The organism is Acuticoccus sp. I52.16.1, assembly GCF_022865125.1.
Lineage (GTDB): Bacteria > Pseudomonadota > Alphaproteobacteria > Rhizobiales > Amorphaceae > Acuticoccus.
On sequence record NZ_CP094828.1, the window covers coordinates 4,209,342 to 4,233,277 of the forward strand.

The 23,936-nt window shown below is 69.0% G+C and carries 18 protein-coding genes; 15 read left to right on the top strand and 3 right to left on the bottom strand.

Annotated elements, in window-relative coordinates:
* Positions 1-19: 19 nt before the first annotated feature.
* The 9 genes from MRB58_RS19035 (at position 20) to MRB58_RS19075 (ending at position 11,730) form a co-directional block, all read left to right on the top strand.
* Complete coding sequence (locus MRB58_RS19035; RefSeq protein ID WP_244778667.1) at positions 20-673, top strand: glutathione S-transferase family protein; 654 nt, start codon at positions 20-22, stop codon at positions 671-673.
* 128 nt (positions 674-801) lie between these two features.
* Positions 802-1,308, top strand: a complete 507-nt coding sequence (locus tag MRB58_RS19040; protein ID WP_244778668.1) for a 2Fe-2S iron-sulfur cluster-binding protein — start codon at positions 802-804, stop codon at positions 1,306-1,308.
* On the top strand, positions 1,305-2,285 hold the full coding sequence (locus tag MRB58_RS19045; RefSeq protein WP_244778669.1) for a xanthine dehydrogenase family protein subunit M: 981 nt from the start codon (positions 1,305-1,307) through the stop codon (positions 2,283-2,285). The genes MRB58_RS19040 and MRB58_RS19045 overlap by 4 nt, the downstream gene beginning before the upstream one ends.
* Complete coding sequence (locus MRB58_RS19050; RefSeq protein WP_244778670.1) at positions 2,282-4,492, top strand: xanthine dehydrogenase family protein molybdopterin-binding subunit; 2,211 nt, start codon at positions 2,282-2,284, stop codon at positions 4,490-4,492. Before MRB58_RS19045 ends, MRB58_RS19050 begins: the two co-directional genes overlap by 4 nt.
* Before the next feature lie 300 nt (positions 4,493-4,792).
* Positions 4,793-6,577, top strand: a complete 1,785-nt coding sequence (locus MRB58_RS19055; RefSeq protein WP_244778671.1) for an extracellular solute-binding protein — start codon at positions 4,793-4,795, stop codon at positions 6,575-6,577.
* A 34-nt stretch (positions 6,578-6,611) separates the two neighbouring features.
* The gene (locus MRB58_RS19060; protein WP_244778672.1) at positions 6,612-6,944 is read left to right on the top strand and encodes an antibiotic biosynthesis monooxygenase; all 333 of its coding nucleotides are present in this window, start codon (positions 6,612-6,614) and stop codon (positions 6,942-6,944) included.
* 254 nt (positions 6,945-7,198) lie between these two features.
* The gene (locus MRB58_RS19065; RefSeq protein WP_244778673.1) at positions 7,199-8,497 is read left to right on the top strand and encodes a calcium-binding protein; all 1,299 of its coding nucleotides are present in this window, start codon (positions 7,199-7,201) and stop codon (positions 8,495-8,497) included.
* Positions 8,498-8,512: 15 nt separating this feature from the next.
* The gene (locus MRB58_RS19070; RefSeq protein WP_244778674.1) at positions 8,513-10,627 is read left to right on the top strand and encodes a TonB-dependent receptor domain-containing protein; all 2,115 of its coding nucleotides are present in this window, start codon (positions 8,513-8,515) and stop codon (positions 10,625-10,627) included.
* On the top strand, positions 10,624-11,730 hold the full coding sequence (locus MRB58_RS19075; protein WP_244778675.1) for a calcium-binding protein: 1,107 nt from the start codon (positions 10,624-10,626) through the stop codon (positions 11,728-11,730). The genes MRB58_RS19070 and MRB58_RS19075 overlap by 4 nt, the downstream gene beginning before the upstream one ends.
* 166 nt (positions 11,731-11,896) lie before the next feature.
* On the opposite strand, the gene MRB58_RS19080 is transcribed toward MRB58_RS19075, so the two are convergent.
* Both MRB58_RS19080 and MRB58_RS19085 read right to left on the bottom strand, forming a co-directional pair.
* Positions 11,897-12,169 (bottom strand): cysteine rich repeat-containing protein, encoded by a 273-nt coding sequence (locus MRB58_RS19080; protein WP_244778676.1) that lies wholly within the window; start codon positions 12,167-12,169, stop codon positions 11,897-11,899.
* Between the two features lie 102 nt (positions 12,170-12,271).
* Positions 12,272-12,577, bottom strand: a complete 306-nt coding sequence (locus MRB58_RS19085) for a hypothetical protein (RefSeq protein WP_244778677.1) — start codon at positions 12,575-12,577, stop codon at positions 12,272-12,274.
* A 188-nt stretch (positions 12,578-12,765) separates the two neighbouring features.
* Here MRB58_RS19085 and MRB58_RS19090 point away from each other — a divergent pair, with 188 nt between their 5' ends.
* Complete coding sequence (locus MRB58_RS19090; protein WP_244778678.1) at positions 12,766-13,482, top strand: response regulator; 717 nt, start codon at positions 12,766-12,768, stop codon at positions 13,480-13,482.
* Positions 13,479-14,825, top strand: a complete 1,347-nt coding sequence (locus MRB58_RS19095) for a cell wall metabolism sensor histidine kinase WalK (protein ID WP_244778679.1) — start codon at positions 13,479-13,481, stop codon at positions 14,823-14,825. Before MRB58_RS19090 ends, MRB58_RS19095 begins: the two co-directional genes overlap by 4 nt.
* A gap of 375 nt (positions 14,826-15,200) precedes the next feature.
* Here MRB58_RS19095 and uvrA read toward each other — a convergent pair whose 3' ends face one another.
* The gene (gene uvrA, locus MRB58_RS19100; RefSeq protein ID WP_244778680.1) at positions 15,201-18,101 is read right to left on the bottom strand and encodes an excinuclease ABC subunit UvrA; all 2,901 of its coding nucleotides are present in this window, start codon (positions 18,099-18,101) and stop codon (positions 15,201-15,203) included.
* Positions 18,102-18,293: 192 nt separating this feature from the next.
* Here uvrA and MRB58_RS19105 point away from each other — a divergent pair, with 192 nt between their 5' ends.
* The 4 genes from MRB58_RS19105 (at position 18,294) to gyrA (ending at position 23,915) form a co-directional block, all read left to right on the top strand.
* Entirely contained in the window at positions 18,294-19,367 is a 1,074-nt protein-coding gene (locus MRB58_RS19105; protein ID WP_244778681.1) for a hypothetical protein, read from the top strand.
* A 158-nt stretch (positions 19,368-19,525) separates the two neighbouring features.
* The gene (locus tag MRB58_RS19110) at positions 19,526-20,074 is read left to right on the top strand and encodes a single-stranded DNA-binding protein (RefSeq protein WP_244778682.1); all 549 of its coding nucleotides are present in this window, start codon (positions 19,526-19,528) and stop codon (positions 20,072-20,074) included.
* On the top strand, positions 20,071-20,886 hold the full coding sequence (locus MRB58_RS19115; RefSeq protein ID WP_244778683.1) for a hypothetical protein: 816 nt from the start codon (positions 20,071-20,073) through the stop codon (positions 20,884-20,886). Before MRB58_RS19110 ends, MRB58_RS19115 begins: the two co-directional genes overlap by 4 nt.
* Positions 20,887-21,071: 185 nt before the next feature.
* The gene (gyrA, locus tag MRB58_RS19120; RefSeq protein WP_371747203.1) at positions 21,072-23,915 is read left to right on the top strand and encodes a DNA gyrase subunit A; all 2,844 of its coding nucleotides are present in this window, start codon (positions 21,072-21,074) and stop codon (positions 23,913-23,915) included.
* Positions 23,916-23,936: the final 21 nt, after the last annotated feature.

The window sequence follows — 23,936 nt, forward strand, 5'->3', positions numbered from 1 at the left end:
CCGTAGCGGAGTGACGGACATGGCCGACGCCACCCTCACCATCTCATCGAAGAACTATTCGTCCTGGTCGCTGCGGGGCTGGCTGCTCTGCAAGATGGCCGGCCTCGACTTCGCCGAGCAGCCCGTCGACGTCGACGATCCGGAGCAGCGCCAGGAGCTGCTGCTGCTCTCGCCGTCGGTGCGCGTGCCGCGCCTCAGCCACGACGGGGTCGAGGTCTGGGACACGCTCGCGATCGGCAACTACCTCAGCGAGATGTTCCCGGAGGCCGGCCTCCTGCCGACCGACAAGGTCGCCCGCGCGCACTGCCGTGCCATCTCCGGCGAGATGCATTCCGGCTTCTACAACCTGCGCTCGGCGTTGCCGATGAACATCAAGGCGCAGCACCAGAGCTTCAAGATCTTCTCCGGCGCACGGCCGGACGTGCAGCGCATCAAGGAGATCTGGTCGGAGTGCCTGTCGACCTATGGCGGCCCCTTCCTGTTCGGCTCCCCCACGATGGCGGACGCGATGTACGCCCCCGTCTGCACCCGGTTCAGAACCTACGCCGTCGAGCTTGAGCCGGAGTTGCAGGCCTACTGCGACACCATCTTCGCCTGGGCGCCGATGCAGGAGTGGACCGCCGCCGCGCTGGAGGAGCCGGACGAGGTGATCGAGCTCGAAGTCGAGTTCTGAAGCATGGCGGCAACGGGCGGGGGGACACGAAAGAGCGGCACGGGGCTACCATGCGGCACATCATCCCCAAGTTTGGTTGAACCGTACAGCTTTTAGGCAGTTCACCCTTCGCTAAGAGGGGATTGCCGATGGACACAACTCTGGATGTCAACGGGTCGCGCCACACGCTGGACCTCGACCCGCGCACCACGCTGCTCGACGCACTGCGCCACCATCTGCACCTGACCGGCTCGAAGAAGGGCTGCGATCACGGCCAGTGCGGCGCCTGCACGGTGCTGGTCAACGGCCGGCGCATCAACGCCTGCCTGTCTCTCGCGGTGATGCACGAGGGCGATCAGGTCACCACCATCGAAGGCCTCGGCACGTCGGACAAATTGTCGGCCATGCAGGAGGCGTTCGTGGAGCACGACGGCTATCAGTGCGGTTACTGCACCCCCGGCCAGATCTGTTCGGCCGTCGGCATGCTGGACGAGATGGAGATGGGCTGGCCGTCCCACATCGCGGCGGACATCACCAAGAGCCCGGTGATGTCCGAGCGGGAGGTTTCCGAGCGGATGAGCGGCAACCTGTGCCGCTGCGCCGCCTATCCCAACATCATCGACGCGATCCTCGACGCGGCGAGCCGCCAGCGATGAGACCGTTCGATTACCACCGCGCCGACACGCGCCAGGACGCCGTGGCCGCCGTATCCACCGGGGCCACCATCATCGCCGGCGGCACCAACCTGCTCGACCTGATGAAGCTCGAGGTGATGGCGCCGCCCACGCTGGTCGACATCACGCGCCTGGAGATGCGCGGCTTCACCGAGACCGAGGACGGGGGGCTGCGCATCGGCGCGCTCGTCACCAACGCCGACCTCGCCGCCCATCCGCGCGTGCGGAAGGACTATCCGGTCCTGTCGATGGCGTTGCTGGCGGGGGCGAGCGGCCAGCTGCGCAACAAGGCGACCACCGGCGGCAACCTGCTGCAGCGCACCCGGTGCTACTATTTCTACGACAAGGCGACCCCCTGCAACAAACGCGACCCAGGCGCCGGTTGCGCGGCGATCGGCGGCGCGAACCGGATGCACGCGATCCTGGGTGCCAGCCGCTCGTGCATCGCAACCCACCCCAGCGACATGGCCGTCGCCATGCAGGCGCTGGAAGCGGTGGTCGAGGTCGAGGGGCCGGAGGGGTCGCGGCAGATCCCGCTCCTCGCCTTCCACCGGCTTCCGGGTGACACCCCGCACATCGAGACCGAGCTGAAGGCCGGCGAGATGATCGTCGCGGTACGCCTTCCGGCGCCGACGCGCTCCAATCAGACCTATCGCAAGGTGCGGGACCGCTCGTCCTACGCCTTCGCGCTGGTGAGCATCGCGGCGGTGGTGGGCATCGAGAACGGGCGCATCGCCCGCGCGCGGCTCGCGTTCGGCGGGCTGGCCCACAAGCCTTGGCGCGACCCCGCCGTGGAAGCGCTGCTGGAGGGCGAGGTGCCGACCTCGCGCCTCTTCGAGAAGGCGGCGGACCTGCTTCTCGCCGAGGCCGAGGGGCAGGGCGAGAACGACTTCAAGATCCCCCTCGCGCGACGCACGCTGAAGGCGACGCTGGCGGAAGTGATGGACGAGCACGCATGAGCGCACATCTTCGCATGGACCAGCCGGCCCGCCGGCATCGCCTCGACGAGATGGCGCAGGGCGTTCTCGGCAAAGGCGCTCCGCGCAAGGACGGCCCGCTGAAGGTGAGCGGGGAGGCGACCTACGCGGCGGAATGGCAAATCGCGGGGCTGACGTACGGGGTGCTGGTGCGGGCCGGCGCCGTCGGCACCCTGCGCGGCATGAACCGGGCCGAGGTGGAGGCGATGCCGGGCGTCCTGGCGGTCGTCGAGGACGAGCGCTTCGTGCGCAACTCGGCCCAGGGCACCGCCGACGCGGCGCCGGTGCAGGACTTGCCGACGATCGACTATGTCGGTCAGGCGGTCGCGCTGGTGGTGGCCGAAAGCTTCGAGGCCGCGCGCCACGCCGCGCTGGCGCTGCGGCCGGAGATCGTACCGCGCGAGGGTATCGTGTTCGATCCCGAGTCGCCGGACGCCGTGGTGGATGTGCCGCAGGACGACCAGGCGAGCCAGGGCGACCTCGACAAGGCGATGGCCGAGGCCGCGCATACGGTCGACGTCGTCTACCGCACCGCGCCCCATTCGGCAGTCGCAATGGAGCCGCACGCCTCGATCGCGCAGTGGGACGGCACGACGCTGACCCTGCGCGGCTCCTACCAGATGCTGAAATATAACCGGAACGAGCTCGCCGACTCGCTCGGCCTCGATCCGGGCGACGTGCGCATCCTGTCGCCGTACGTCGGCGGGGGCTTCGGCTCCAAGCTCGGCATCGCGGCGGAGGCGGTGGCGGCATCGGTGGCGGCGATGCGCCTCGGCCGCCCGGTCTCGGTCGCGATGACCCGTCCGCAGACGATGGAGGCGGTCTACCGCCGCACCGAATCGCGCCAGCGTGTGCGCCTCGCCGCCGACGCCGGCGGTCGCCTCGTCGGCATCGGTCACGAGGCGCTCGTGTCGAACCTGCCGGACGAGGCCTTCTCCGAGCCGGTCACGCAGTCGACCCCGTTCCTCTATCGTGGCGAGCACCGGCAGATCGTGCAGAAGGTGGCGCGCATCCACCGCCCGGCGACCGGCTCGGTCCGCTCGCCGGGAGAAGCACTGGGGATGCCCGTCGTCGAGAACGCGATGGACGAGCTGGCGGTGGCCGCCGGGATCGACCCGGTCGCGCTGCGGCTGATGAACATCCCCGAGGTCGACCCGTCCGAAGGCATCCCGTACTCGTCCAACACGCTCGCCGAGGCGTTGCGGCGCGGGGCGGAGGCGTTCGGCTGGGCCGAGCGAGCCCGGCCTCCGGCGTCGTGCCGGGAGGGGGAGTGGCTGCTGGGCGTCGGCGTCGCCTCGGCCTCGCGCGTCAACAACCTGATGGAGGCCAAGGCGCGCGTGACGCTGGCGCCGGACGGCCGCGCCCATGTCGAGACCGACATGACCGACATCGGCACCGGGACCTACACGATCCTGTCGCAGATCGCGGCGGAGATGCTGGGCCTCGAGCTGGATCACGTCGTCACCACGCTGGGCGACACGGACCTTCCCGCGGGGTCGGGCTCGGGCGGGTCGTGGGGCGCGTCGTCGGTGGGGAGCGCGGTCTACCTCGCGTGCGAGGCGATCCGGCGCGAGCTCGCCGGCCGGCTGGGCGTCCCCGAGACGGAACTCACCTTGACCGACGGGACCGCCATCGCCGGCAACCGCCGCACGCCGCTGCGCGAGGTGCTGGGCGGGGAAGCGCTCTCGGTCGTCGGGCACCTGGAGCCCGGTGCGACCGACGGGGCCGTGCGCCAGGCGAGCTGGGGCGCCTACTTCTGCGAGGTGGCGGTGAGCGCGGTGACCGGCGAGACGCGGGTGCGCCAGATGCACGGCACGTTCGCCGCGGGGCGCATCCTCAATCACCAGACGGCCCGCTCGCAGTGTCTGGGTGGGATGACCTGGGGCATCGGCATGGCCCTGACCGAGGCGTTGATCCACGACCCGCGCGACGGCCACATCGTCAACCACGATCTCGCCGAATATCACATTCCGGTGAACCTCGACGTGCCGCAGCTCGAGGTCCTCTTGCTGGACGAGCGGGACGATTGGGCCAATCCTATACAATCGAAGGGGATCGGCGAGCTGGGATTTTGCGGCGCGGCGGCGGCGGTGACGAACGCGATCTTCAACGCCACGGGCATCCGCGTCCGCGACTATCCGGTCACACTCGACAGGCTTCTCGCCGCGGGGCTTCCCGACCCGGATTGACGCGGACCTGCCATGCGCCGTCCGCAAACGTCGCGGACGGTCGCGCAAAGGTCACGGATTTCCCGCACCCTGTCTTCAGAGAGATTCCAAGGTAGGGTGCGGTTCTCCTAGAATATTAGAAATATTCGATAATCTGCCGGCAAAGTTTGGAATTAATCTAGTCTCAATGTGTCAACTTTTAAGTTGACCGTCCGGCACACCAGTCGTAACGCCCGGAAACGCGGCGATTATTTCGAGCGACGGGACGACGATGGTATCGGTACAGGGCTTCGGCTCATTCGCAGCAGCAGCGGCGGTGCAATGGCGCGCCTGACGCCTTCGCGCCGGCACGTGCTGGCGATGGCCGCCGCCGGCACCTTGGGCGCGGCGACCGCGCGCGTGTCGCCGGTGTGGGCGACCGGGGCCCCGCAACGGCACGGCTTCTCGCCGCTCGGAGCGCTGAAATATGCACCGGGGGAGGCGTTCGCCTACGTCGACACCGACGCTCCGCGTGGCGGCGCGCTGCACCTGACCCGCGTCGGCGCCTTCGACACGATCGACACCCTGACCTATCCCGGCCGCCCGCCGGCGGACCTGCGCCTCATCTACGACCACCTGATCGTCGAGAGCGACGACGAGGTGGCGAGCTATTATGGCCTCCTCGCCGAGGAGATCGAGGTGGCGCCGGACTACAGCGCCGTGATCTTCACCATCCGCCCCGAGGCGCGCTGGCACGACGGCGAGCCGGTGACCGCGGCGGACGTCGCCTTCACCTTCGAGCGACTGAAGAGCGAGGGCGCGCCTTACTATCGCCAGGCCTTCCGCCCGCTGAGCGTCACCGCCGAGGGCGACCGGGCGATCTTCGCCAACGCGCGGCCCGGCGACCGTGACGTCGTGCGGCGCATCTCCACCATCCCCATCCACCCCGCCCACGTGTGGTCGGCGGGTCGGCCGGAGGCGCCGGTCGGCTCCGGTCCCTATCGCCTGGAGACGTTCGAGGCGCCGCAGCGGCTCGTCCTCGCCCGCGAGCCGGATTACTGGGGCCGCGACCTCGCGGTGAACCGGGGGCGCTGGAACTTCGACACGCTGGCGTTCACCTTCTACCGCGACCCGACGGTGGCGCTGGAGGCGTTCAAGGCCGGCGAGGCGGACGTGCGCTCCGAGGACGACCCGACGCGCTGGGCGCGGGGCTACGAGGGGCCGGCGCTGGCGTCCGCGTCGGTGGTGCGCGAAGAGACCGAGGTCGAGGGTGTGGGCGAGCTGGCCGGGCTCGTCGCCAACATGCGCCGGCCGCTGCTGGCCGACCGCCGCGTGCGGCTGGCGCTGGCGCTGGCCTACGACTTCGAGGCGGTCAACGCGCTCCTCTTTCACGGGTCGCTGCAACCGCTGCAAAGCGTCTTCGCCGGCACGCCGCTGGCGGCCTCCGGGCCGGCCGGGGCGGAGCGCGACCTCGTCGCGGAGCTTCCCGAAGCGGCGCTCGATGACCCCGATCCGCTGGCCGGCCTGCCGCAGCCGGGCACGCGCGCCGGCCTCGCCGAAGCGGCGCGACTGCTGGACGAGGCGGGGCTGACGATGCAGGGGGGCGCGCGGGTCGACCCGGCGACGGGCCAGCCGGTGCGCCTGCGGGTCCTGTCGATGAGCCCCGCGCTCACCAAGCCGCTGCCGTGGCTGACGAATTCGCTCGGCAACCTCGGCATCACGCTCGACGAGGTGCGGGCCGACCCCGCCACCGCCGCGCAGATGACGCTCGACAAGGACTTCGACCTCGCCACGCTGACGTGGTCCCCGGCACGGTTGCCGGGCACGGCCGAGCGGTTGCTGTGGCACAGCGCGCTGGCCGACGCGCCGCACTCCTATGCGCTGTCGGGGGTCGATTCGCCGATCCTCGACGCGTGCATCGAGGCTTTGGAGCGCGCCGCGTCGCCGGCCGAGCTGGAGCGCGCAGGCCGCGCCTTCGACCGCGTCTTCCGCCACATCATGCCGATGGTGCCGCTGTGGCGCTCGGCGACCGTCCGCACCGCCTGGTGGGACCGGTTCGGCCGCCCGCAGGCGGAGCGCACGGGTTTCCCGCCGTCTCCCATCGACCGCTGGTGGGCGGCCGGTTGACCCCCTTCATTCACCCCCGACGACGGAGACGCGTGTGTTTATCGCGATGAACAGGTTCAAGGTTCGCAAGGGCTCGGAAGACGAGTTCCAAGAGGTCTGGCTACAGCGCGACGTGAAGATGCGCACCGAGCCCGGCTTCGTGGAGTTCCATCTTCTGCGCGGCCCCGAGCACGAGGACCACACGCTGTTCTCGTCGCACACGATCTGGGAATCGGAGGATCACTTCATCGCCTGGACGAAGGGCGAGGCCTTCAAGGAGGCGCACCGCAACGCGCCCTCGCGCGCCCCGCTCTACATCGGCGGCCCGCAGTTCGAGGGGTTCCGGGTCGTCCAGACGGTGACGCGCGAAGAATCCGAGATCGCGTGAGGTCGGGGAGGGGCCTTTCATTCGCATGAGGGGCCTCTCACTGCCGATTTTGCCAGTAGACGATATTGAATTCTTCTAGATCTATTCTGCTGATGGATGCGAGTTTGCTGTCACATTCCAGCAACGCGGCTGAAATGCCGCGATCCGTGCGTTGACAATATTTTGAATATGGCGCAATTCTGCGAGGAGTATGGCGCGATATTAGGCGCTTGGCGTCATATCTGCGCATCTATCAAGAGAATGGGGAAGAGCGGATGATTACGGTCGACGCAACGAGTCTCGAATCCGGCATCAACTACGACACGTTTCTAGAAGAATATTACGAGGGGATGCCGGTCGGCGCCTCGACCTACCGCGGTGGCGAGCCCGACTTCGCATTCGGCGGCTTCTACTATGTCAGCGGCCCGGAAGTCTCCTTCGAGTTCGAAGGCTTCGACCAGCTGGTGCTGCTCGAGGGCGAGGAGATCGCCTACGACTTCATCCACTACGGTCCCGAATTCGGCCACGGCATCTCCGGTGAGGTCGACGAGATCGTCTTCGGTTACGCCGGTCCCGACACCACCACCGCCGACGGAACCGAGAACGGCGTCATCGTCGGCCTCGAGAGCGGCCTCTACGTCACCGGCCTCGACCTCGTCGCGGCGCCGGGCAGCGGCAACTCGGCCGACAACCCCGTCTACTCGATCTACGACGCCGCTCGCACCGGCGACAACGGCGCCGAAGGCGAAGACCCGATCGGCGACCTCTACGACATCCTCGCCGGCCAGGCGCAGCATTTCCTCGGCACCAACTACGACGACGTCTACACCGGCACCGGCTACGGTGACCTGGTGCAGGGCTTCAACGGCGCCGACGTCCTCTACGGCGCCGCCGGCGAAGACCGCATCTACGGCGACCGCGCCGACGACATGCTCTACGGCGGCAATGCCAACGACCTGCTCTCCGGCGACGCCGGCAACGACTCGCTCTACGGCGAGAACGGCGCCGATTCGCTCTACGGCCAGGGCGGCAACGACTATGTCGAGGGCGGCAACGGGCACGACCTGATCGGCGGCTTCGCCGGCCATGACGAGCTGTGGGGCAACGCCGGCAACGACTCCATCTACGGCGGCGGCGGCAACGACACCGTCAGCGGTGGCGCCGGCAACGACCTCATCTTCGGCCGCCGCGGTGCCGACCTGCTGCTCGGCAACGACGGCAACGACCGCATCTACGGCGACGAAGGCAACGACGACATCACCGGCGGTGCCGGGCGCGACGGCCTGTTCGGCGGCTCGGGCGGGGACACCTTCATCTACCTCGAGGCGACCGACTCGACCACCGACGCGGCCGACAACCTGCGCGACTTCGATATCGGCTCGGACGCGATCGACCTGTCGATCTTCGACCTGACCTTCGTCGACGCGTTCACCGGCGAGGCCGGCGAGGTCACCATCAACGAGCGTGACGATCGCAGCAACGTCCAGGCCGACCTCGACGGTGACGGCGTGGCGGACATGTACATCGTCGTGCACACCACGGGTCTGACCGAGTCCGACCTCATCCTCGCTTAACCGACGGGCGATGTGATGTGGCGTTCCCGTTTCCTCGCGGTCCTCTTGGCAGGCACCGCCATCACCGCCGCCAGTGCGCAGGATATCGTGCTGGAGGAGATCGTCGTCGCCGGTGAGGTCGAAGGGGACCGGACCGGCGAGGCGACGGCGAGCAGCGAGGCCGCGGGAACGTCATCGGCCGACGGGGCATCGGAGGCGGCGGCGCTGGACCCGCGCCTGTCGCCCGCCGCCGAGGCCGCCTTGCGCTCCCCCACCGCGACGACGGTCCTGACGCGCGGCACCTTGCAGCGCGAGCAGGGCCGCTCGATCGCCGATGCCCTGCAGACCGTCCCCGGCGTCATCGTGACCGAGTCGGCCGACGATCCGGGGATGTCCATCAACATCCGCGGCCTGCAGGACTTCGGCCGCGTCGCCGTGTCCATCGACGGCGCGCGCCAAAACTTCGGCCGCTCGGGCCACTCGGCCAACGATTCGGTCTACCTCGACCAACGGATGGTGAAGTCCGTCGAGGTCACGCGCGGGCCGATCAACGTGGTCGGCGGCAGCGCCATCGGCGGCACCGTCGCCTTCCAGACCATCGACGCCGACGACGTGCTGCGCGACGACGAGACCTACGGCGGACGCGTCGAGACCACGGTAGAGACCAACGGGCCGGGCGGCGTCCTCCACGGCGAGGCGGCGACCCGCATCGGACAGGCGTTCGACGTTCTGGCCGCCGGTACCTTCCGCAACGCCAGCGACTATTATGACGGCGACGGCGACATGATCCGCAGCGAGGAGCAGCTCCTCTCCGGCCTCCTCAAGGCGCGCCTGCGCCTGGCCGAGGAGCACGAGACGGTGTTCTCGGCCATGCGCGTCGCCAACAGCTTCGACAGCGGAACGTCCACCGTCCGCAACACCGACCAGACCGACGACACGATCACGCTGGGCCACCATTGGGACAGCGCCAACCCGTTCATCGATCTCAACGCCAAGGCCTACTATACCGGCACGAACCTGGAGCAGGAGAACCTGTCGGGCTCGTTTGTCGGGGCGCAGCGCAGCTTCAACATCGGCACCTACGGCGGCGAGGCGTACAATACCGCCAACTTCATCGTCGCCGGGTTCGAGAACACGACCATCATCGGCGGCGACGGCTTCTACGACGACGTCACCTCCAAGGACGAACTGAACCTGTCGAACGGGTCCACCCCGTCCGGCCAGCGCGGGGTCTACGGCGCTTACATCCAGCACACCGCCAAGCGCGGTTGGTTCGAGGTGATCGGTGCCCTGCGCTACGACGGCTACGTGCTGGACGGCGTCGACCAGGACACCGGCGACAAGGTCCACAAGGACGGCGGCCACCTCTCGCCCAAGATCACGGTCGCGGTGACGCCGGTCGACCCGGTGACGGTCTACGCCTCCTATTCGGAAGGGTACCGCGCGCCCTCCGTCACCGAGACGCTGGTCCAGGGCGTGCACCCGCCGCCCGTGCAGTTCCCGTTCTTCCCGAACCCCAACCTCGATCCCGAGATCGCGCACAACGTCGAGGCCGGCGTGAACCTGGCGTTCGACGACCTCGCCATCCGCGGCGACCGGCTGCGCTTGAAGGCCTCCGCCTACCACAACACGGTTGACGACTATATCGACCTCGAGTGCTCGACCTTTCCGCTTCCAGGTGGGTGCACCTACGTCAACGTCGCCGAGGCGGTCCTCTACGGCTTCGAGCTCGACGCGATCTACGATACCGGCCGCGTCTACGGCCGTGTCACGGGCACGTACGTCGAGAGCAAGGACCTCGACAGCGGCGACCCGCTGTCCAACGTCCAGCCCTGGCGTGTGTCGGGTACGCTGGGCGGGCGCGCCCTCGGCGGCCGCCTCGACGCCGGCGCCACGCTGACCTACGTCGCGGAGAAGGACGAAGCGGACTTCCTCGGTCTGACGGGCGACAGCTACACGCTGCTCGATGCGTACCTGAACTTCAACATCACCGAAGATACCGTGGCCTCGCTGACGTTGAAGAATATCTTGAACAAGCAGTACACGCAGTATCTCGACCTCGAGCCTAGCCCCGGCTTCTCAGCGTTCCTGACGGTGAGCCACCGCTTCGGCGGCGGGCAGCGCTCCATCCCCCAAGGAGAGACCCTTTGACCGTCGAAGTGACTTTTGGCGCGGACCAGACGTCCGGCCTCAGCTACCCGTCCGTCTACAACGCGTTCCTGAGCGACTTCGTGGCGGCCGGGTACCCCTACATGGAAGTCTCGACCCAGATCGTCGCGCTCGGGGAACTGGACGGGGCCGACACGCAGATCTTCATCATCAACGGTGACGACTTCGAGTACGACCTCGCCACCCACACGGTCAGCGGCTCGATCGACGAGATCATCATCGGCACGCTCGGTGACAGCTACAACGCCGACGGCTCGTTCGACGTCGACGCCGACGACGAGATCGTCGGTTACGACACGATCGTGCGCTACGACGGGCTGGATCTGACCAACGCCGTCGGCGTGAAGGGCGACGTCAACGAGCTGGTCGCGGAGATCCTGTATCTCAACAGCGGCGAGAACCGTGGCACCGAAATGCTCGACTCGACGCTCAACGGCCAGGCCCAGGTCGTGATGGACACGACCGGCAACGACACCTACTTCGGCACCCGGTTCGACGACGAGTTCTTCGGCACCGAGGGTCGTGACGTGGCCGTCGGCGGCAACGGCGACGACTATCTCTACGGCGGCGACGGCGTCGACGTGCTCGTCGGCAGCCTGGGCGACGATACGCTCGACGGCGCCGGCGACAACGACAAGCTGCGCGGCCGCTGGGGCGACGACGTGCTGATCGGCGGCGAAGGCGACGACCAGATCTTCGGCAATGCCGACGACGACAGCGTGCGCGGCGGCAGCGGCAACGACGTGCTGATCGGTGGCGTGGGGGCGGACTCGCTCGATTCCGGCGCCGGCCGCGACGTCTTCCTCTACCGCACGGCCGACGAGCCGGACGGCGACATCATCTACGCGCTCGACGACGAGAACGACATCATCTCGCTGCGCCCGATCGACGCCAACGTGAACACCGCCGCGAAGGACAGCTTCGTCATCGTCGACGCCTTCTCCGGCGCCGCGGGCGAGTTGCAGGTCACCGAGGCCAGCGGCAACACCGTCGTCGCCGGCGATCTGACCGGCAACGGCGAGGCCGACTTCACGTTCACCATCTGGAACCAGACGGACGTGCCGGACGGCGTCTTCCTGCTCTGAACCGAGGCCCCACGAAGGCCGACGAGGCGCCGCGCCCCCGCGCGGCGCCTTTTTTCGTGGCCGGCCTGTCGCGGTGGCGCGCCCGGCGGCGCGCTCGGTGCCGCGAACGCGCGTCACTGCCGGGGAGGGCGGGCCGTCGTCCGGTGTCGTCGATCGCGTGTGGGGGCTATTTCAACATGATGTCGCGCACGGTGACGCGACATTGCTCGGACAGATTCTCGCGGTGCTCGCCCATGCAGCGCGCGATCCGCCCGTCGCCGGGCTCGACGTCCTTGCAGTACCGCCGGTAGTCGTCCTTGCAGGCTTGGAAGAGGGTCATCATGTCCTCGCGGGACATCTGCTTCATCTTCGGCGGCGTCTGCGCGAGCGCCGCGCCGCCGGCCGCCAGCAGCACGGCACCGGTCACGGCCGTCCGCATCACGCGGGTCAGAGAGGGCATGGTCGAGTTCCTCGGCGAGGGCCGGTGACGGCGCCGGAGCGCGGCCACGGGCGGTTTCTGGTGCGCTGCGGCGGGGAGGGCCCGTGCCGCATGGGAACGAGCCTACCGCGTATACACCGTCGAGGAGGAGATGCCGCGATGCCACGGGCCCTCGGTGGAGCTGTTCTTGACGCACGCCCCGCCTTCGCAGGTCATCGTCGCCGAACGGTTGACGGTGTTGCCGTAGGCGCCGCGCCGCGTGGCATTGCGCGTGCAGGAGTTGCCGTAGCACTCCACGTTGGCGCTGAAGTTGGATTGCCCGCCGTAGGGACCGACCGTGGTCCGCTTGCGGGAAAACGCGTCCGCATCCGAGGCCGCACCGACCACGACGACGAGCGCGAGGGCCGAACCCATGAGTGCCTTGATCATCGTATCCTCACGTGACTGGATCCCGGCTGGACCATTCCGCCCGGGACACAGAGAAGATAAGTGGTCATTGTTGCGCACAAGTTGCCGGGCCGGCTCAGTTTGTCTCAGAATGTCGATATGCGTAACAGAGTGTATACGGCTATCGGTGGGAGATTTACGATAACCATTAAGGGTGGGATAGTAATGGCATGACCACTGCTCTCACCACCGTCGCCGTCGTCGAGGACGACACCGACATTCGCGATCTCGTCGCCAGCCTGCTGCGCGGGGAGGGCTACGCCGTCGAGTGCGCCGGCGACGGGCCCGCGCTCGACGCCGTCCTCGCCCGCGTCCGACCCGACCTCATCATCCTCGACGTCATGCTGCCGGGCGAGGACGGCCTCGCCATCTGCCGCCGCATCCGCGCCCACGACCAGGTGCCGATCCTGATGCTGACCGCCAAGAGCGACGAGATCGACCGCGTCCTCGGCCTCGAGATGGGCGCCGACGATTACGTCGTGAAGCCCTTCGGCCCGCGCGAGCTGGTCGCCCGCGTGCGTGCGCGCCTGCGCCGGGCCGCCGAGCCGGCCGCCACCCGCCCCAACCGCCGCCTCGCGTTCGACCGCTTCGTGATCGACCTCGACGCCCGCCAGCTCGCCACCGAGGACGGCGAGGACGTCGCCCTCACCACGGGCGAGTTCGACCTCCTGGCCTGCTTCGTCGGCGCGCCGCGGCGGGTGCTCACGCGCGACTACATCCTCGACAAGATCCGCGGCCGCGATGCCGACCCGTTCGACCGGACCGTCGACATGCTGGTCTCGCGCCTGCGCCGCAAGCTGGAGCAGGCGAGCCCCGGCACCGCCCTCGTCGGCACCGTGCGTAACGGGGGCTACCTCTTCACCGCCACGGTGCGGCCGCTCACGTGAGCCCGACGCTGAGCCTGCGCAGCCGCGTCGCCCTCATCACCTGCGCCGCGATGATGGTGCTGTGGCTGGCGATCGTGGCGGTCTACTACCTCGCCCAGCGGCCGGGCCGCGAGCCGGCCCTGCTGCCGCCGGAACGCCTCGCCGCCATCGTCGCCCTCTTCGAGAGCGGCGCCCCGCCGGCGAGCCTCGCCGCCGCGCTCGACACCGACCTTCTCACCGTCCGCCTCCACCCCGGCCCCGCCACCGTATCCGCGCCCGGATCCGGCCCAGGATCCGGCGCGCCGCCCGCACCGGTGGCGGACGAGATGGCATTGCCGGACGGGCGCCGGGTGCAGGTCTCGCCCCTCGCGTCCGACAGCCGGATGCTCCCGCGGCTGACCCGCATTCGCGAGGGCTACCGCTTCCGGATCGGCCTGCGCTCGGGCGAGACGCTGGAGATCGCCGCCCGCAACCCCGGCTCCATCAACCACATGGGCCTGCCGGTGGGGACCTTCGTCGGACTGATCGGATCGCTGGTGGCGGTGATCTCGCTCGTCGTCATGCACCGCGAGATGGCGCCGCTGCGCCGCCTCGCTGCCGCCGCCGACGCGATCGACCTCACCGGCACGTCGCCGCCTTTGCCGCAGTCGCGCTCCTCCGCGCCGGAGATCCGCTCCCTCGTCGCCTCGTTCAACCGCCTGCAGGCACGCCTCGCGACCCTCGTCGCCTCACGCATGGTGATGGTCGCCGGGATTTCCCACGACGTGCGCACCTTCGCCACGCGCCTGCGCCTGCGTCTGGAAATGCTGCCCGAAAGCGATATGCGCGACCGCGCGGTGCGCGACGTGATCGACATCGTCCACATGCTGGACGACGCCATCGTCGCCACGCGCGCGGGCGTCGGTGAACTGTCCGAGGAGCTGCTGACCTTCGCCGACCTCGTGCGCGAGGAGACCGCAGGCCGCGCCGAGACCGGCGCGGCCGTGACCCTTCAGGTGGCGCCCGCCGCCCACGACGCCAGCGTCCTGGGCGATCGCCTCGCCTTGAAGCGCATGATCGCCAACCTCGTCGACAACGCGCTGAAATATGGCCGCGCCGCCCACGTCGCCCTGGCCGCCCGCCCAGGCGCGCTGGTCCTCACCGTCGATGACGAGGGGCCGGGCATCGCCGAAGCCGACCGCGCGCTGCTGTTGGAGCCGTTCGTCCGCCTCGAAACCTCCCGCAATCGCGCCACCGGAGGCGCCGGCCTCGGCCTCGCCATCGTCAAGAGCCTCGCCGAGGCGCACGGCGGAACCATCGCCATCGGCGACGCGCCAGTCGGCGGTGCCCGCTTTACCCTGACTTTGCCGATCTTCGTGCTCTGAGTGGGGGGCGAGGCCAAGAGGCTCGGGACTCACCAAGGAACAGGGGGAGCGCCTGTTCCCCGGAGCCGCCCGTCGCTGAAGAAGCCCGGCACCAGGACGGCAGAGGCCGCAAGGCACGCTTCGCTCTCCGGCCTTGCACCCTCCGCCGCCCTGGCGCTGATCGGGCTTCAGCGACGGACGGCTCCGAGGAACAGGCGCAAGGCACCGCCGTGCCGTGGACTGGAAAGGCACCGCCGTGCCGTGGAGCGGGAAGGCACCGCCGTGCCGTGGAGACGGAAGGCGCGGCCGTGCGGGGGCGCGGTAGGGCACCGCGGTGCGGGCGTGGGCGCGGGAAGGGGCGTGGGGGCGAGGTGGCGTGGGAAGCGAGGCCGCGGGTTACTCCGCGGCCTCTCGGCGTGGTGGGCGGCGCTCGAGAAGCTCGGTGAGGAACTGGCCCGTGTGGCTGCGCGCGACCTTCATCACCTGCTCCGGCTTGCCCTCCGCCACGATCTGGCCGCCGCCGTCGCCCCCCTCCGGGCCGATGTCGATGATCCAGTCCGCCGTCTTGATGACCTCGAGGTTGTGCTCGATGACGACCACCGTGTTCCCCTGGTCGACCAGCTGGCGCAGCACGTCGAGCAGCTTGGCGACGTCGTGGAAATGCAGCCCCGTCGTCGGCTCGTCGAGGATGTAGAGCGTGCGGCCCGTCGCCCGCTTCGACAGCTCCTTGGCCAGCTTGATGCGCTGCGCCTCGCCGCCCGACAAGGTCGTCGCCTGCTGACCGATGCGGATGTAGCCGAGGCCCACCTGGTTGAGCGTCACCAGCTTGTCGCGCACCGCCGGCACCGCCGAGAAGAAGTCGCAGCCTTCCTCCACCGTCATGTCGAGGACGCCGGAGATCGACTTGCCCTTGAACTCGATCTCCAGGGTCTCGCGGTTGTAGCGCTTGCCCTTGCACACGTCGCACTCGACGTAGACGTCGGGCAGGAAGTGCATCTCGATCTTGATGACGCCGTCGCCCTGGCACGCCTCGCAACGCCCGCCCTTGACGTTGAACGAGAAGCGGCCCGGCCCGTAGCCGCGCGCCTTCGCCTCCGGCAATCCCGCGAACCAGTCGCGGATCGGGGTGAAGGCGCCCGTATAGGTCGCCGGGTTGGATCGCGGCGTGCGGCCGATCGGCGACTGGTCGATGTCGATGATCTTGTCGAGCTGTTCCAGCCCGGTGATCGTTTCGTGCGGCGCCGGCACCTCGCGGCTCTTGTTGAGCTTGCGGCTCACGGCGCGGTACAGCGTCTCGATCACCAGCGTCGACTTGCCCGAGCCCGAGACACCCGTGACCGCCGTGAAGAGGCCGAGCGGGAACTCGGCAGTGACGCCTCGGAGGTTGTTGCCGGACGCGTTCACGACCTTGATCGCCTTGCCCTTCTTGCGCGCGCGGCGTTTGTCGGGCAGCGGGATCTCCAGCGCGCCCGACAGGTATTTGCCCGTCAGCGAATTGGGGTTGGCGATGATTTCCTCGGGCGTGCCCTCCGCCGTGATCTCGCCGCCGTGCACGCCCGCGCCGGGGCCGATGTCGAGCACGTAGTCCGCCGCCAGGATCGCGTCCTCGTCGTGCTCGACCACGATGACGGTGTTGCCGAGGTCCCTGAGCCGCTTGAGCGTGTCGATCAGGCGGGCGTTGTCGCGCTGGTGGAGGCCGATGGACGGCTCGTCCAGCACATAGAGCACGCCCGTCAGCCCGGAGCCGATCTGGCTGGCGAGGCGGATGCGCTGGCTCTCGCCGCCCGACAGGGTGCGGCTGCCGCGCGAGAGCTGCAGGTAGTCGAGGCCGACGTCCACCAGGAAGCGCAGCCGCTCCTGGATCTCCTTCAGGATGGCACGCGCGATCTCGTTCTGCTGCGCGGTCAGCTTCTCGGGCAGGGCGTCGAACCAGGGGGCCGCGTCGCGGATCGCCAGCGCCGAGACCTCGCCGATGTGCTCGCCCGCCACCTTCACCGCCAGCGCCTCGGGCTTCAGCCGGTAGCCGTTGCAGGCCGGGCAGGGGGCGTCGGACTGGTAGCGCGCCAGCTCCTCGCGCACCCAGGCCGAGTCCGTCTCGTTCCAGCGCCGCTCGATGTTGGTGATGACGCCTTCGAACGTTTTCGAAGTCGTGTAGCTGCGCAGGCCGTCGTCGTAGGTGAACTTGATCTTCTCGCGCTTCGATCCGTAGAGGATCACGTCGCGCACCTTCTCCGGCAGGTCCTGCCAGGGGGTGGTCATGTCGGCGTCGTAGTGGGCGGTGAGCGCCTGCAGGGTCTGCGTGTAGTAGGGGCTGGTGTTGCCGGTGCGCGCCCAAGGCAGGATCGCCCCGCCCGCCAGCGTCATCGCCGGGTCCGGCACCACCAGGTCCGCCTCGAACGAGAGCGTCGTGCCGAGGCCGTCGCAGGTGGGGCACGCGCCCGTCGGCGCATTGAACGAGAAGAGGCGCGGCTCGATCTCGGCGATGGTGAACCCCGAGACCGGGCAGGCGAACTTTTCCGAGAACACCATGCGGCGCGGTGCGGCGCCGTCCATCTCGTCGGCGAATTCGGCGACCGCGATGCCTTCGGCGAGGCCGAGCGCGGTCTCCAGGCTGTCGGCGAGGCGGGTCGCGAGGTCGGGCCGCGTGGAGACGCGGTCGACCACGACGTCGATGTCGTGCTTGAACTTCTTGTCGAGCGTCGGCGCGTCCTCGATCTCGTAGAAGGTGCCGTCGACCTTGACGCGCTGGAAGCCCTTCTTCTGCAACTCCGCCAGTTCCTTGCGGTACTCGCCCTTGCGGCCGCGCACGATGGGCGCCAGCAGGTAGAGCCGTGTCTTCTCCGGCAGCGCCAGGATGCGGTCGACCATCTGGCTGATCGTCTGCGCTTCGATCGGCAGGCCCGTCGCCGGCGAGTAGGGGATGCCGATGCGCGCCCACAGGAGGCGCATGTAGTCGTTGATCTCGGTGACGGTGCCGACCGTCGAGCGGGGGTTCTTCGACGTCGTCTTCTGTTCGATGGAGATGGCGGGCGAGAGGCCGTCGATCTGGTCGACGTCCGGCTTCTGCATCATCTCCAGGAACTGCCGCGCGTAGGCCGACAGGCTCTCCACGTAGCGTCGCTGGCCCTCGGCGTAGATCGTGTCGAACGCCAGGGAGGACTTGCCCGAGCCCGAGAGGCCGGTGAACACCACCAGCGTGTCGCGCGGCAGGGAGACGTCGACGCCCTTGAGGTTGTGCTCCCGCGCGCCCTTGACGACGAGCTTGCGTTCGGCAGCGACGCGCGCGCGGTTGGCCATGCCTTCGACTCCGGGGAAATCGTCTGAGCCCAAAAGTGGAACATCGACGAGTTGTGGTCAATGCCGCACATAGCGTCGGCAGCATTGTTCTGCAAATCCACAGCCACATGGGGACAGTTGACCGCGCCCCGGACCCTGGCGCACACGAGCCTGGCGCAAACCGGCGCGACGCGATCCGACCCGAGGCACCCCGTGGACGTCCTGACCCTGCACATCGGCCACATGAAGACCGGTACGACGTCCCTTCAGGCGACCTTCCGCGACAATGCCGCAGTGCTGGCGCGGCATGGCCTTTATTATTACGCGAGGACGCGCACCAACCATGCGCTGGTCCGGCCGTTCTCCGGACGCACCAAGGCGCGCGGCGAGTCGAAGTTCTTGAAGGAGTTTCGGCAGGAGGCGGCGGCGGCGGGCGGGCTGCCGGCCGGGCTCATCAGCTCCGAAACCCTCCAGCGCCTCGGGCCGGAGGAGATCGCCGGCTGCGTCCAGACCATGCGCACCATCGCGCCGCGAGTGCGGGTGCTCGTCTACGTGCGCGAGCCGGTGGCGCTGGCGATCAGCGCCGCGCACCAGGGCGTACGCTCCGGCCGCGCGCTGGCCGACATCGAGGCGACCCCGCGCGTTCTCAACCTCACCCAGATCATCACCCGGTGGCGCGATGCGGTCGGGCCGGAGAACATGATCGTGCGGCCGTTCGACCGCGCACAGATGGCCGGCGGTGACGTCATCGACGATGTGCTCGAGGTGCTGGGTTGCGGCACGGCGGCGCCGGAGCTGGAGCGGCGGTCGGTCAACGAGGGGCTGTCGGTCCTCGGGATCCACATGCTGGAGCGCGCCATCGCCCGCATGCCCGGCGGCAAGATGCCCTACGACCAGCAGCGCGCCTTCAACTTCGTGCGCGGCCCCCGCTACGTGCTGCCCGCGGCCGCGCTCGACAAGGTGCGCAAGCGCGCCGCCCCGCACGTCGCCTTCCTGCGGGAGGAGTACGGGATCGAACTGCCGCCGTCGGAGGAAATGCCGAGCGCGCCGCTCGCCCTGTCCGAGGCGGAGATCGCCTCCCTCGCCGAGGTGTTCCACGAGATCAACGCCTTCGCCTACCGGATGGATCGCTCGGCGCTCGGCCGCGTTCTGGGCACGACGATGCCCTACTCGAACCGCTATACCGAGGCGCCGCACCCGTTGCGCGCCAAGCTGGAGAAGCTGGGCCTTCTCGACGAGCTCGCACGCGAGGTCGAAGGGCCCGACGACGAAGGCGACAGCGACTGATCTCGGCCGTCGTGCGGCACGTTCGCGGGGAGGGGTCCCACCCGCGCGCAACGAATTTACGGGGACCGCAGCGCCGTGCCCTGTGGACAGCGCGACGCGGCGCTTTGCGCGGCGTCCCGGTGCGTTAGGGTGCGCGCCCGAAGAGTGGAGGAACGGGCATGGCTGGGAGCGTCAACAAGGTGATCCTGATCGGCAATCTGGGGGCCGATCCGGAGATCCGCCGGACCCAGGACGGCCGGCCGATCGCCAACATGCGGATCGCCACCAGCGAGACCTGGCGCGATCGCAATTCCGGCGAGCGCCGCGAGCGGACCGAGTGGCACCGCGTCGTGTGCTTCCAGGAAGGCCTCTGCCGCGTCATCGAGCAGTATGTGAAGAAGGGCTCGAAGGTCTACATCGAGGGTCAGCTCCAGACCCGTGAGTGGGAAGACCAGCAGGGCCAGAAGCGCTACTCCACCGAGGTCGTGCTGCAGGGCTTCAACTCCGTGCTGCAAATGCTCGACGGTCGCACCGGCGGCGGCGGCGGCGGCGACTATGGCGGCAGCGGCGGCGACTTCGGCGGCGGCGGCGGTGGTGGTGGCGGTGGCTACGGCGGCGGTGGCAGCGGCGGCGACCGCTACTCCGATCGCGGCGGCAGCGGCGGTGGTGGCGGCGGCGGCGGGCGCCCGGCCTCGCCCGAACCGTTCGACGACGACATCCCCTTTTGATCGAGGTTCTCGCCTCGGTCTGCGCGGCCGGTTCGCCGCGACGTCCCAACGAGGACGGCTGCGGCACCGCCGGCGCCTATGCCTGGGTCATCGACGGGGCGACCGGCCTCGGCGACGAGCCGCTGCTCGATGCGCCGAGCGATGCCGCCTGGCTCACCGCCACGCTGCATGAGGCGCTGCTCGACGGCGCCGAGACGATCGACACGCCGGGCGAGCTGCTGCGGGCGGCCGCCCACACCGCGGCCGCCCGGTTCACCGCCGAGCGCCGCCGCGCGCCCAGGGAGCGCTACGAGGTGCCCACCGCCGCCGTCGTCCTCGCCCGCTTCGGCGAGATCGTCGAGGTGGTGGAGCTGGGCGACTGCGGCATCTGGATCGAGGCGGACGGGATGCTGACCCGGTTCGGCGGCCTCGACCGGATGAGCACCTGGGAGAGCGACAGCGCGCGCCGCCTGATGAGCGGCGGCAAGGGCCGCACGCCGGAGGTGACGGCCTACCTCAGGACCGTGCGCAACACCGCCAACACCCAGGACGGATACCCAGTCTTCGCTCCCGACGAGGGGTGCATGCGGTGGGCGCGGCAGCACGTCGTCGGCGCGCGCGAGGGCCGGGCGCTCCTGGTGTCGGACGGCTTCGAAGCCGCCATCGACGATTACGCGCTCTACGACGGCGCCGCGCTCATGGCCGCCGCGGGTGACCTCGAGGCGGTGCTCGCCGAGGTCCGCGCCGTAGAGAACGACGATCCGGACCTCACCCGCTTTCCCCGCTTCAAACGCTCCGACGATGCCACCGCGATGCTGGTGCACTTCGGCTGAGGCACAAGCTGGCCGCGAACCGGTCGATCCGGCCCGGCGGCGGGGGCAGAGCGGGGCGGGGACCCGGCGCGGCGACGGGCCCCTCGACGCTCGCATACGAGTTCAGTGTGGAACAGCTGCCCGATGGTGGCAATCGGTGGCTGAATCGCCTATTTCAGTAGGGAATTCCCCGCAGGAGAGCGTGAGTGAGTGACGACACGATAGACGGTGGCGCGAACGGCCCCACGGACCCGGTTGCGCCGGCGTCGTCGGGCGATGGTGACGGCATCTCGGGCGTGTCGATCACGGCGGAGATGGAGAAGTCGTTCCTCGGCTACGCCATGTCCGTCATCGTCAGCCGCGCCCTGCCGGATGTTCGCGACGGCCTCAAGCCCGTGCACCGGCGCATCCTTTACGGGATGCACGAGGGCAATTACGAGTGGAACCGCCCCTACAAGAAGTCGTCCCGCATCGTCGGTGACGTCATGGGTAAATTCCACCCGCACGGCGACAGCGCGATCTACGACGCCCTGGTGCGCATGGCGCAGCCCTTCTCCATGCGCGTGCCGCTGGTGGACGGGCAGGGCAACTTCGGCTCGGTCGACGGCGACAGTCCCGCGGCCATGCGTTACACCGAGGTGCGCCTCCAGAAGGTCTCCACCACCGCCCTCATCCAGGATATCGACAAGGACACCGTCGACTTCCAGGACAACTACGACGGCTCCGAGAGCGAGCCGATCGCCCTGCCGGCGCGTTTCCCGAACCTGCTCGTCAACGGCGCCGGCGGCATCGCGGTCGGCATGGCGACCAACATCCCGCCGCACAACCTCGGCGAAGTGATCGACGGGACGATCGCGCTAATCGACGATCCGGCGCTCTCCATCGCCGACCTGATGGAATTTATCCCCGGTCCCGACTTTCCGACCGGCGGGCAAATCCTCGGCCGCTCCGGCATCCGCTCGTCCTACGAGATGGGCCGCGGCTCGGTGCTGATGCGCGGCAAGGTGCGGATCGAGCCGATCGGCTCCGGTCGCGAGGCGCTCATCGTCGACGAGATCCCCTACCAGGTGAACAAGGCCACCATGGTGGAGAAGATCGCCGATCTGGTGCGCGAGAAGCGCGTCGAGGGCATCTCGGATCTGCGCGACGAGAGCGACCGCGACGGCATGCGCGTCGTCATCGAGTTGAAGCGCGATGCCAACGCCGATGTCGTCCTCAACCAGCTCTACCGCTTCTCGCCTTTGCAGACATCGTTCGGCGCCAACATGGTCGCCCTCAACGGCGGCCGGCCCGAGCAGCTGAACCTCAAGGACATCCTGTCCGCGTTCATCGGCTTCCGCGAGCAGGTCGTCGCGCGGCGCACCAAGTTCCTGCTGGCCAAGGCCCGCGACCGGGCGCACGTCCTCGTCGGCCTCGCCGTCGCCGTCGCCAATATCGACGAGGTGATCCGCCTCATCCGCACCGCGCCGGACCCGGCGACGGCGCGCGAGCAGTTGATGACGCGCCACTGGCCGGCGCAGGACATGGCCCCGCTCATCGCCCTCATCGCCGACCCGCGCCACCGACTTCAGGAGGACGGCACCATCCGCCTCTCCGAGGATCAGGCCCGCGCGATCCTCGACCTGCGGCTGCAGCGCCTCACGGCGCTCGGCCGCGACGAGATCGGCGACGAGCTGAAGAAGCTCGCCGACGAGATCGCCGACTATCTCGACATCCTCTCCTCGCGCGCCCGCGTGCAGGGGATCATCAAGGCCGAGATGATGGCCGTGCGCGACGAGTTCGCCACGCCCCGCCGCACCGAGATCATGGAAGGCGGCCCGGATCTCGAGGACGAGGACTTCATCAACCGCGAGGACATGGTCGTCACCGTGTCCCACGCCGGCTACATCAAGCGCGTCCCGCTCGACACCTACCGGGCGCAGCGGCGCGGCGGCAAAGGCCGCTCGGGCATGTCCTTCAAGGACAACGACTTCGTGGCGCGCCTGTTCGTCGCCAACACGCACACGCCGGTCTTGTTCTTCTCCTCGCGCGGCATCGTCTACAAGGAGAAGATCTGGCGTCTGCCGCAGGCCGCCCCGCAGTCGCGCGGCAAGTTCCTGTCCAACATCCTGCCGCTGCAGGAGGGGGAGCGCATCACCTCCATCCTGCCGCTGACGGAGGACGAGGCGACCTGGGGCGATTACGACGTCATGTTCGCCACGCAGCAGGGCAACGTGCGGCGCAACAAGCTGAGCGATTTCACCAACGTGAACCGCGCCGGCAAGATCGCCATGAAGCTGGACGACGGGGACGGCATCGTCGGCGTGCAGATCGCGACGCCCGACCACGACGTGATGCTCACCACCGCGCTCGGCCAGGCGATCCGCTTCCCGGTTTCGTCGCTGCGCGTCTTCCTGGGCCGCAACTCGTCGGGCGTGCGCGGCATCTCGCTGGCCAAGGGCGACCGGGTGATCTCGATGTCGATCCTGCGCCACTTCGCGACAAATCCGGAGGAGCGCGCCGCGTTCCTGAAGATGCGCCGTGCCGTCGCCGGCGAGGCGGAGATTCCGGGCGACGACGAGGAGGCGGCCACCGACGGCACGCTCGATCTGGAGCGCTACGCCGAGATGAGTGCCTCCGAGGAGCAGATCATCACCATCTCGGAAAACGGGTATGGCAAGCGGTCGTCCTCGTTCGAGTTCCGCGTGACCTCCCGCGGCGGCAAGGGCATCGCCGCGATGGTGGTGAACGAGCGCAACGGTCCGCTGGTCGCCGGCTTCCCGATCGACGAGAGCGACCAGATCATGCTCGTCACCGACGCCGGCCAGCTCATCCGTGTGCCGGTCGACGGGGTGCGCGTCGCCGGCCGCAACACGCAGGGCGTGATCATCTTCAACACCGCCAAGGATGAACGCGTCGTCTCCGTCGACCGCGTCACCGACGACGGCGAGGAGACCGAGGAGGGGGCCGCCGCCGGCGAGTTGCCCGAAGCGCCGGACGAGGGTCCGGACGATGGCGGCGCCCCATTCGACGGCGGCGACGACGGCGACGACGGCCCGGCCGACGAATAGGCCGCGCCCGCCCGCACCGGC

What these genes read in the sequence shown, in the direction of transcription:
- MRB58_RS19035 (WP_244778667.1), top strand. Translation starts at nt 20, where the DNA reads ATGGCCGACGCCACCCTCACCATCTCATCGAAGAACTATTCGTCCTGG.
- MRB58_RS19040 (WP_244778668.1), top strand. Translation starts at nt 802, where the DNA reads ATGGACACAACTCTGGATGTCAACGGGTCGCGCCACACGCTGGACCTC.
- MRB58_RS19045 (WP_244778669.1), top strand. Translation starts at nt 1,305, where the DNA reads ATGAGACCGTTCGATTACCACCGCGCCGACACGCGCCAGGACGCCGTG.
- MRB58_RS19050 (WP_244778670.1), top strand. Translation starts at nt 2,282, where the DNA reads ATGAGCGCACATCTTCGCATGGACCAGCCGGCCCGCCGGCATCGCCTC.
- MRB58_RS19055 (WP_244778671.1), top strand. Translation starts at nt 4,793, where the DNA reads ATGGCGCGCCTGACGCCTTCGCGCCGGCACGTGCTGGCGATGGCCGCC.
- MRB58_RS19065 (WP_244778673.1), top strand. Translation starts at nt 7,199, where the DNA reads ATGATTACGGTCGACGCAACGAGTCTCGAATCCGGCATCAACTACGAC.
- MRB58_RS19070 (WP_244778674.1), top strand. Translation starts at nt 8,513, where the DNA reads ATGTGGCGTTCCCGTTTCCTCGCGGTCCTCTTGGCAGGCACCGCCATC.
- MRB58_RS19080 (WP_244778676.1), bottom strand. Translation starts at nt 12,169, where the DNA reads ATGCCCTCTCTGACCCGCGTGATGCGGACGGCCGTGACCGGTGCCGTG.
- MRB58_RS19085 (WP_244778677.1), bottom strand. Translation starts at nt 12,577, where the DNA reads ATGATCAAGGCACTCATGGGTTCGGCCCTCGCGCTCGTCGTCGTGGTC.
- MRB58_RS19090 (WP_244778678.1), top strand. Translation starts at nt 12,766, where the DNA reads ATGACCACTGCTCTCACCACCGTCGCCGTCGTCGAGGACGACACCGAC.
- uvrA (WP_244778680.1), bottom strand. Translation starts at nt 18,101, where the DNA reads ATGGCCAACCGCGCGCGCGTCGCTGCCGAACGCAAGCTCGTCGTCAAG.
- MRB58_RS19110 (WP_244778682.1), top strand. Translation starts at nt 19,526, where the DNA reads ATGGCTGGGAGCGTCAACAAGGTGATCCTGATCGGCAATCTGGGGGCC.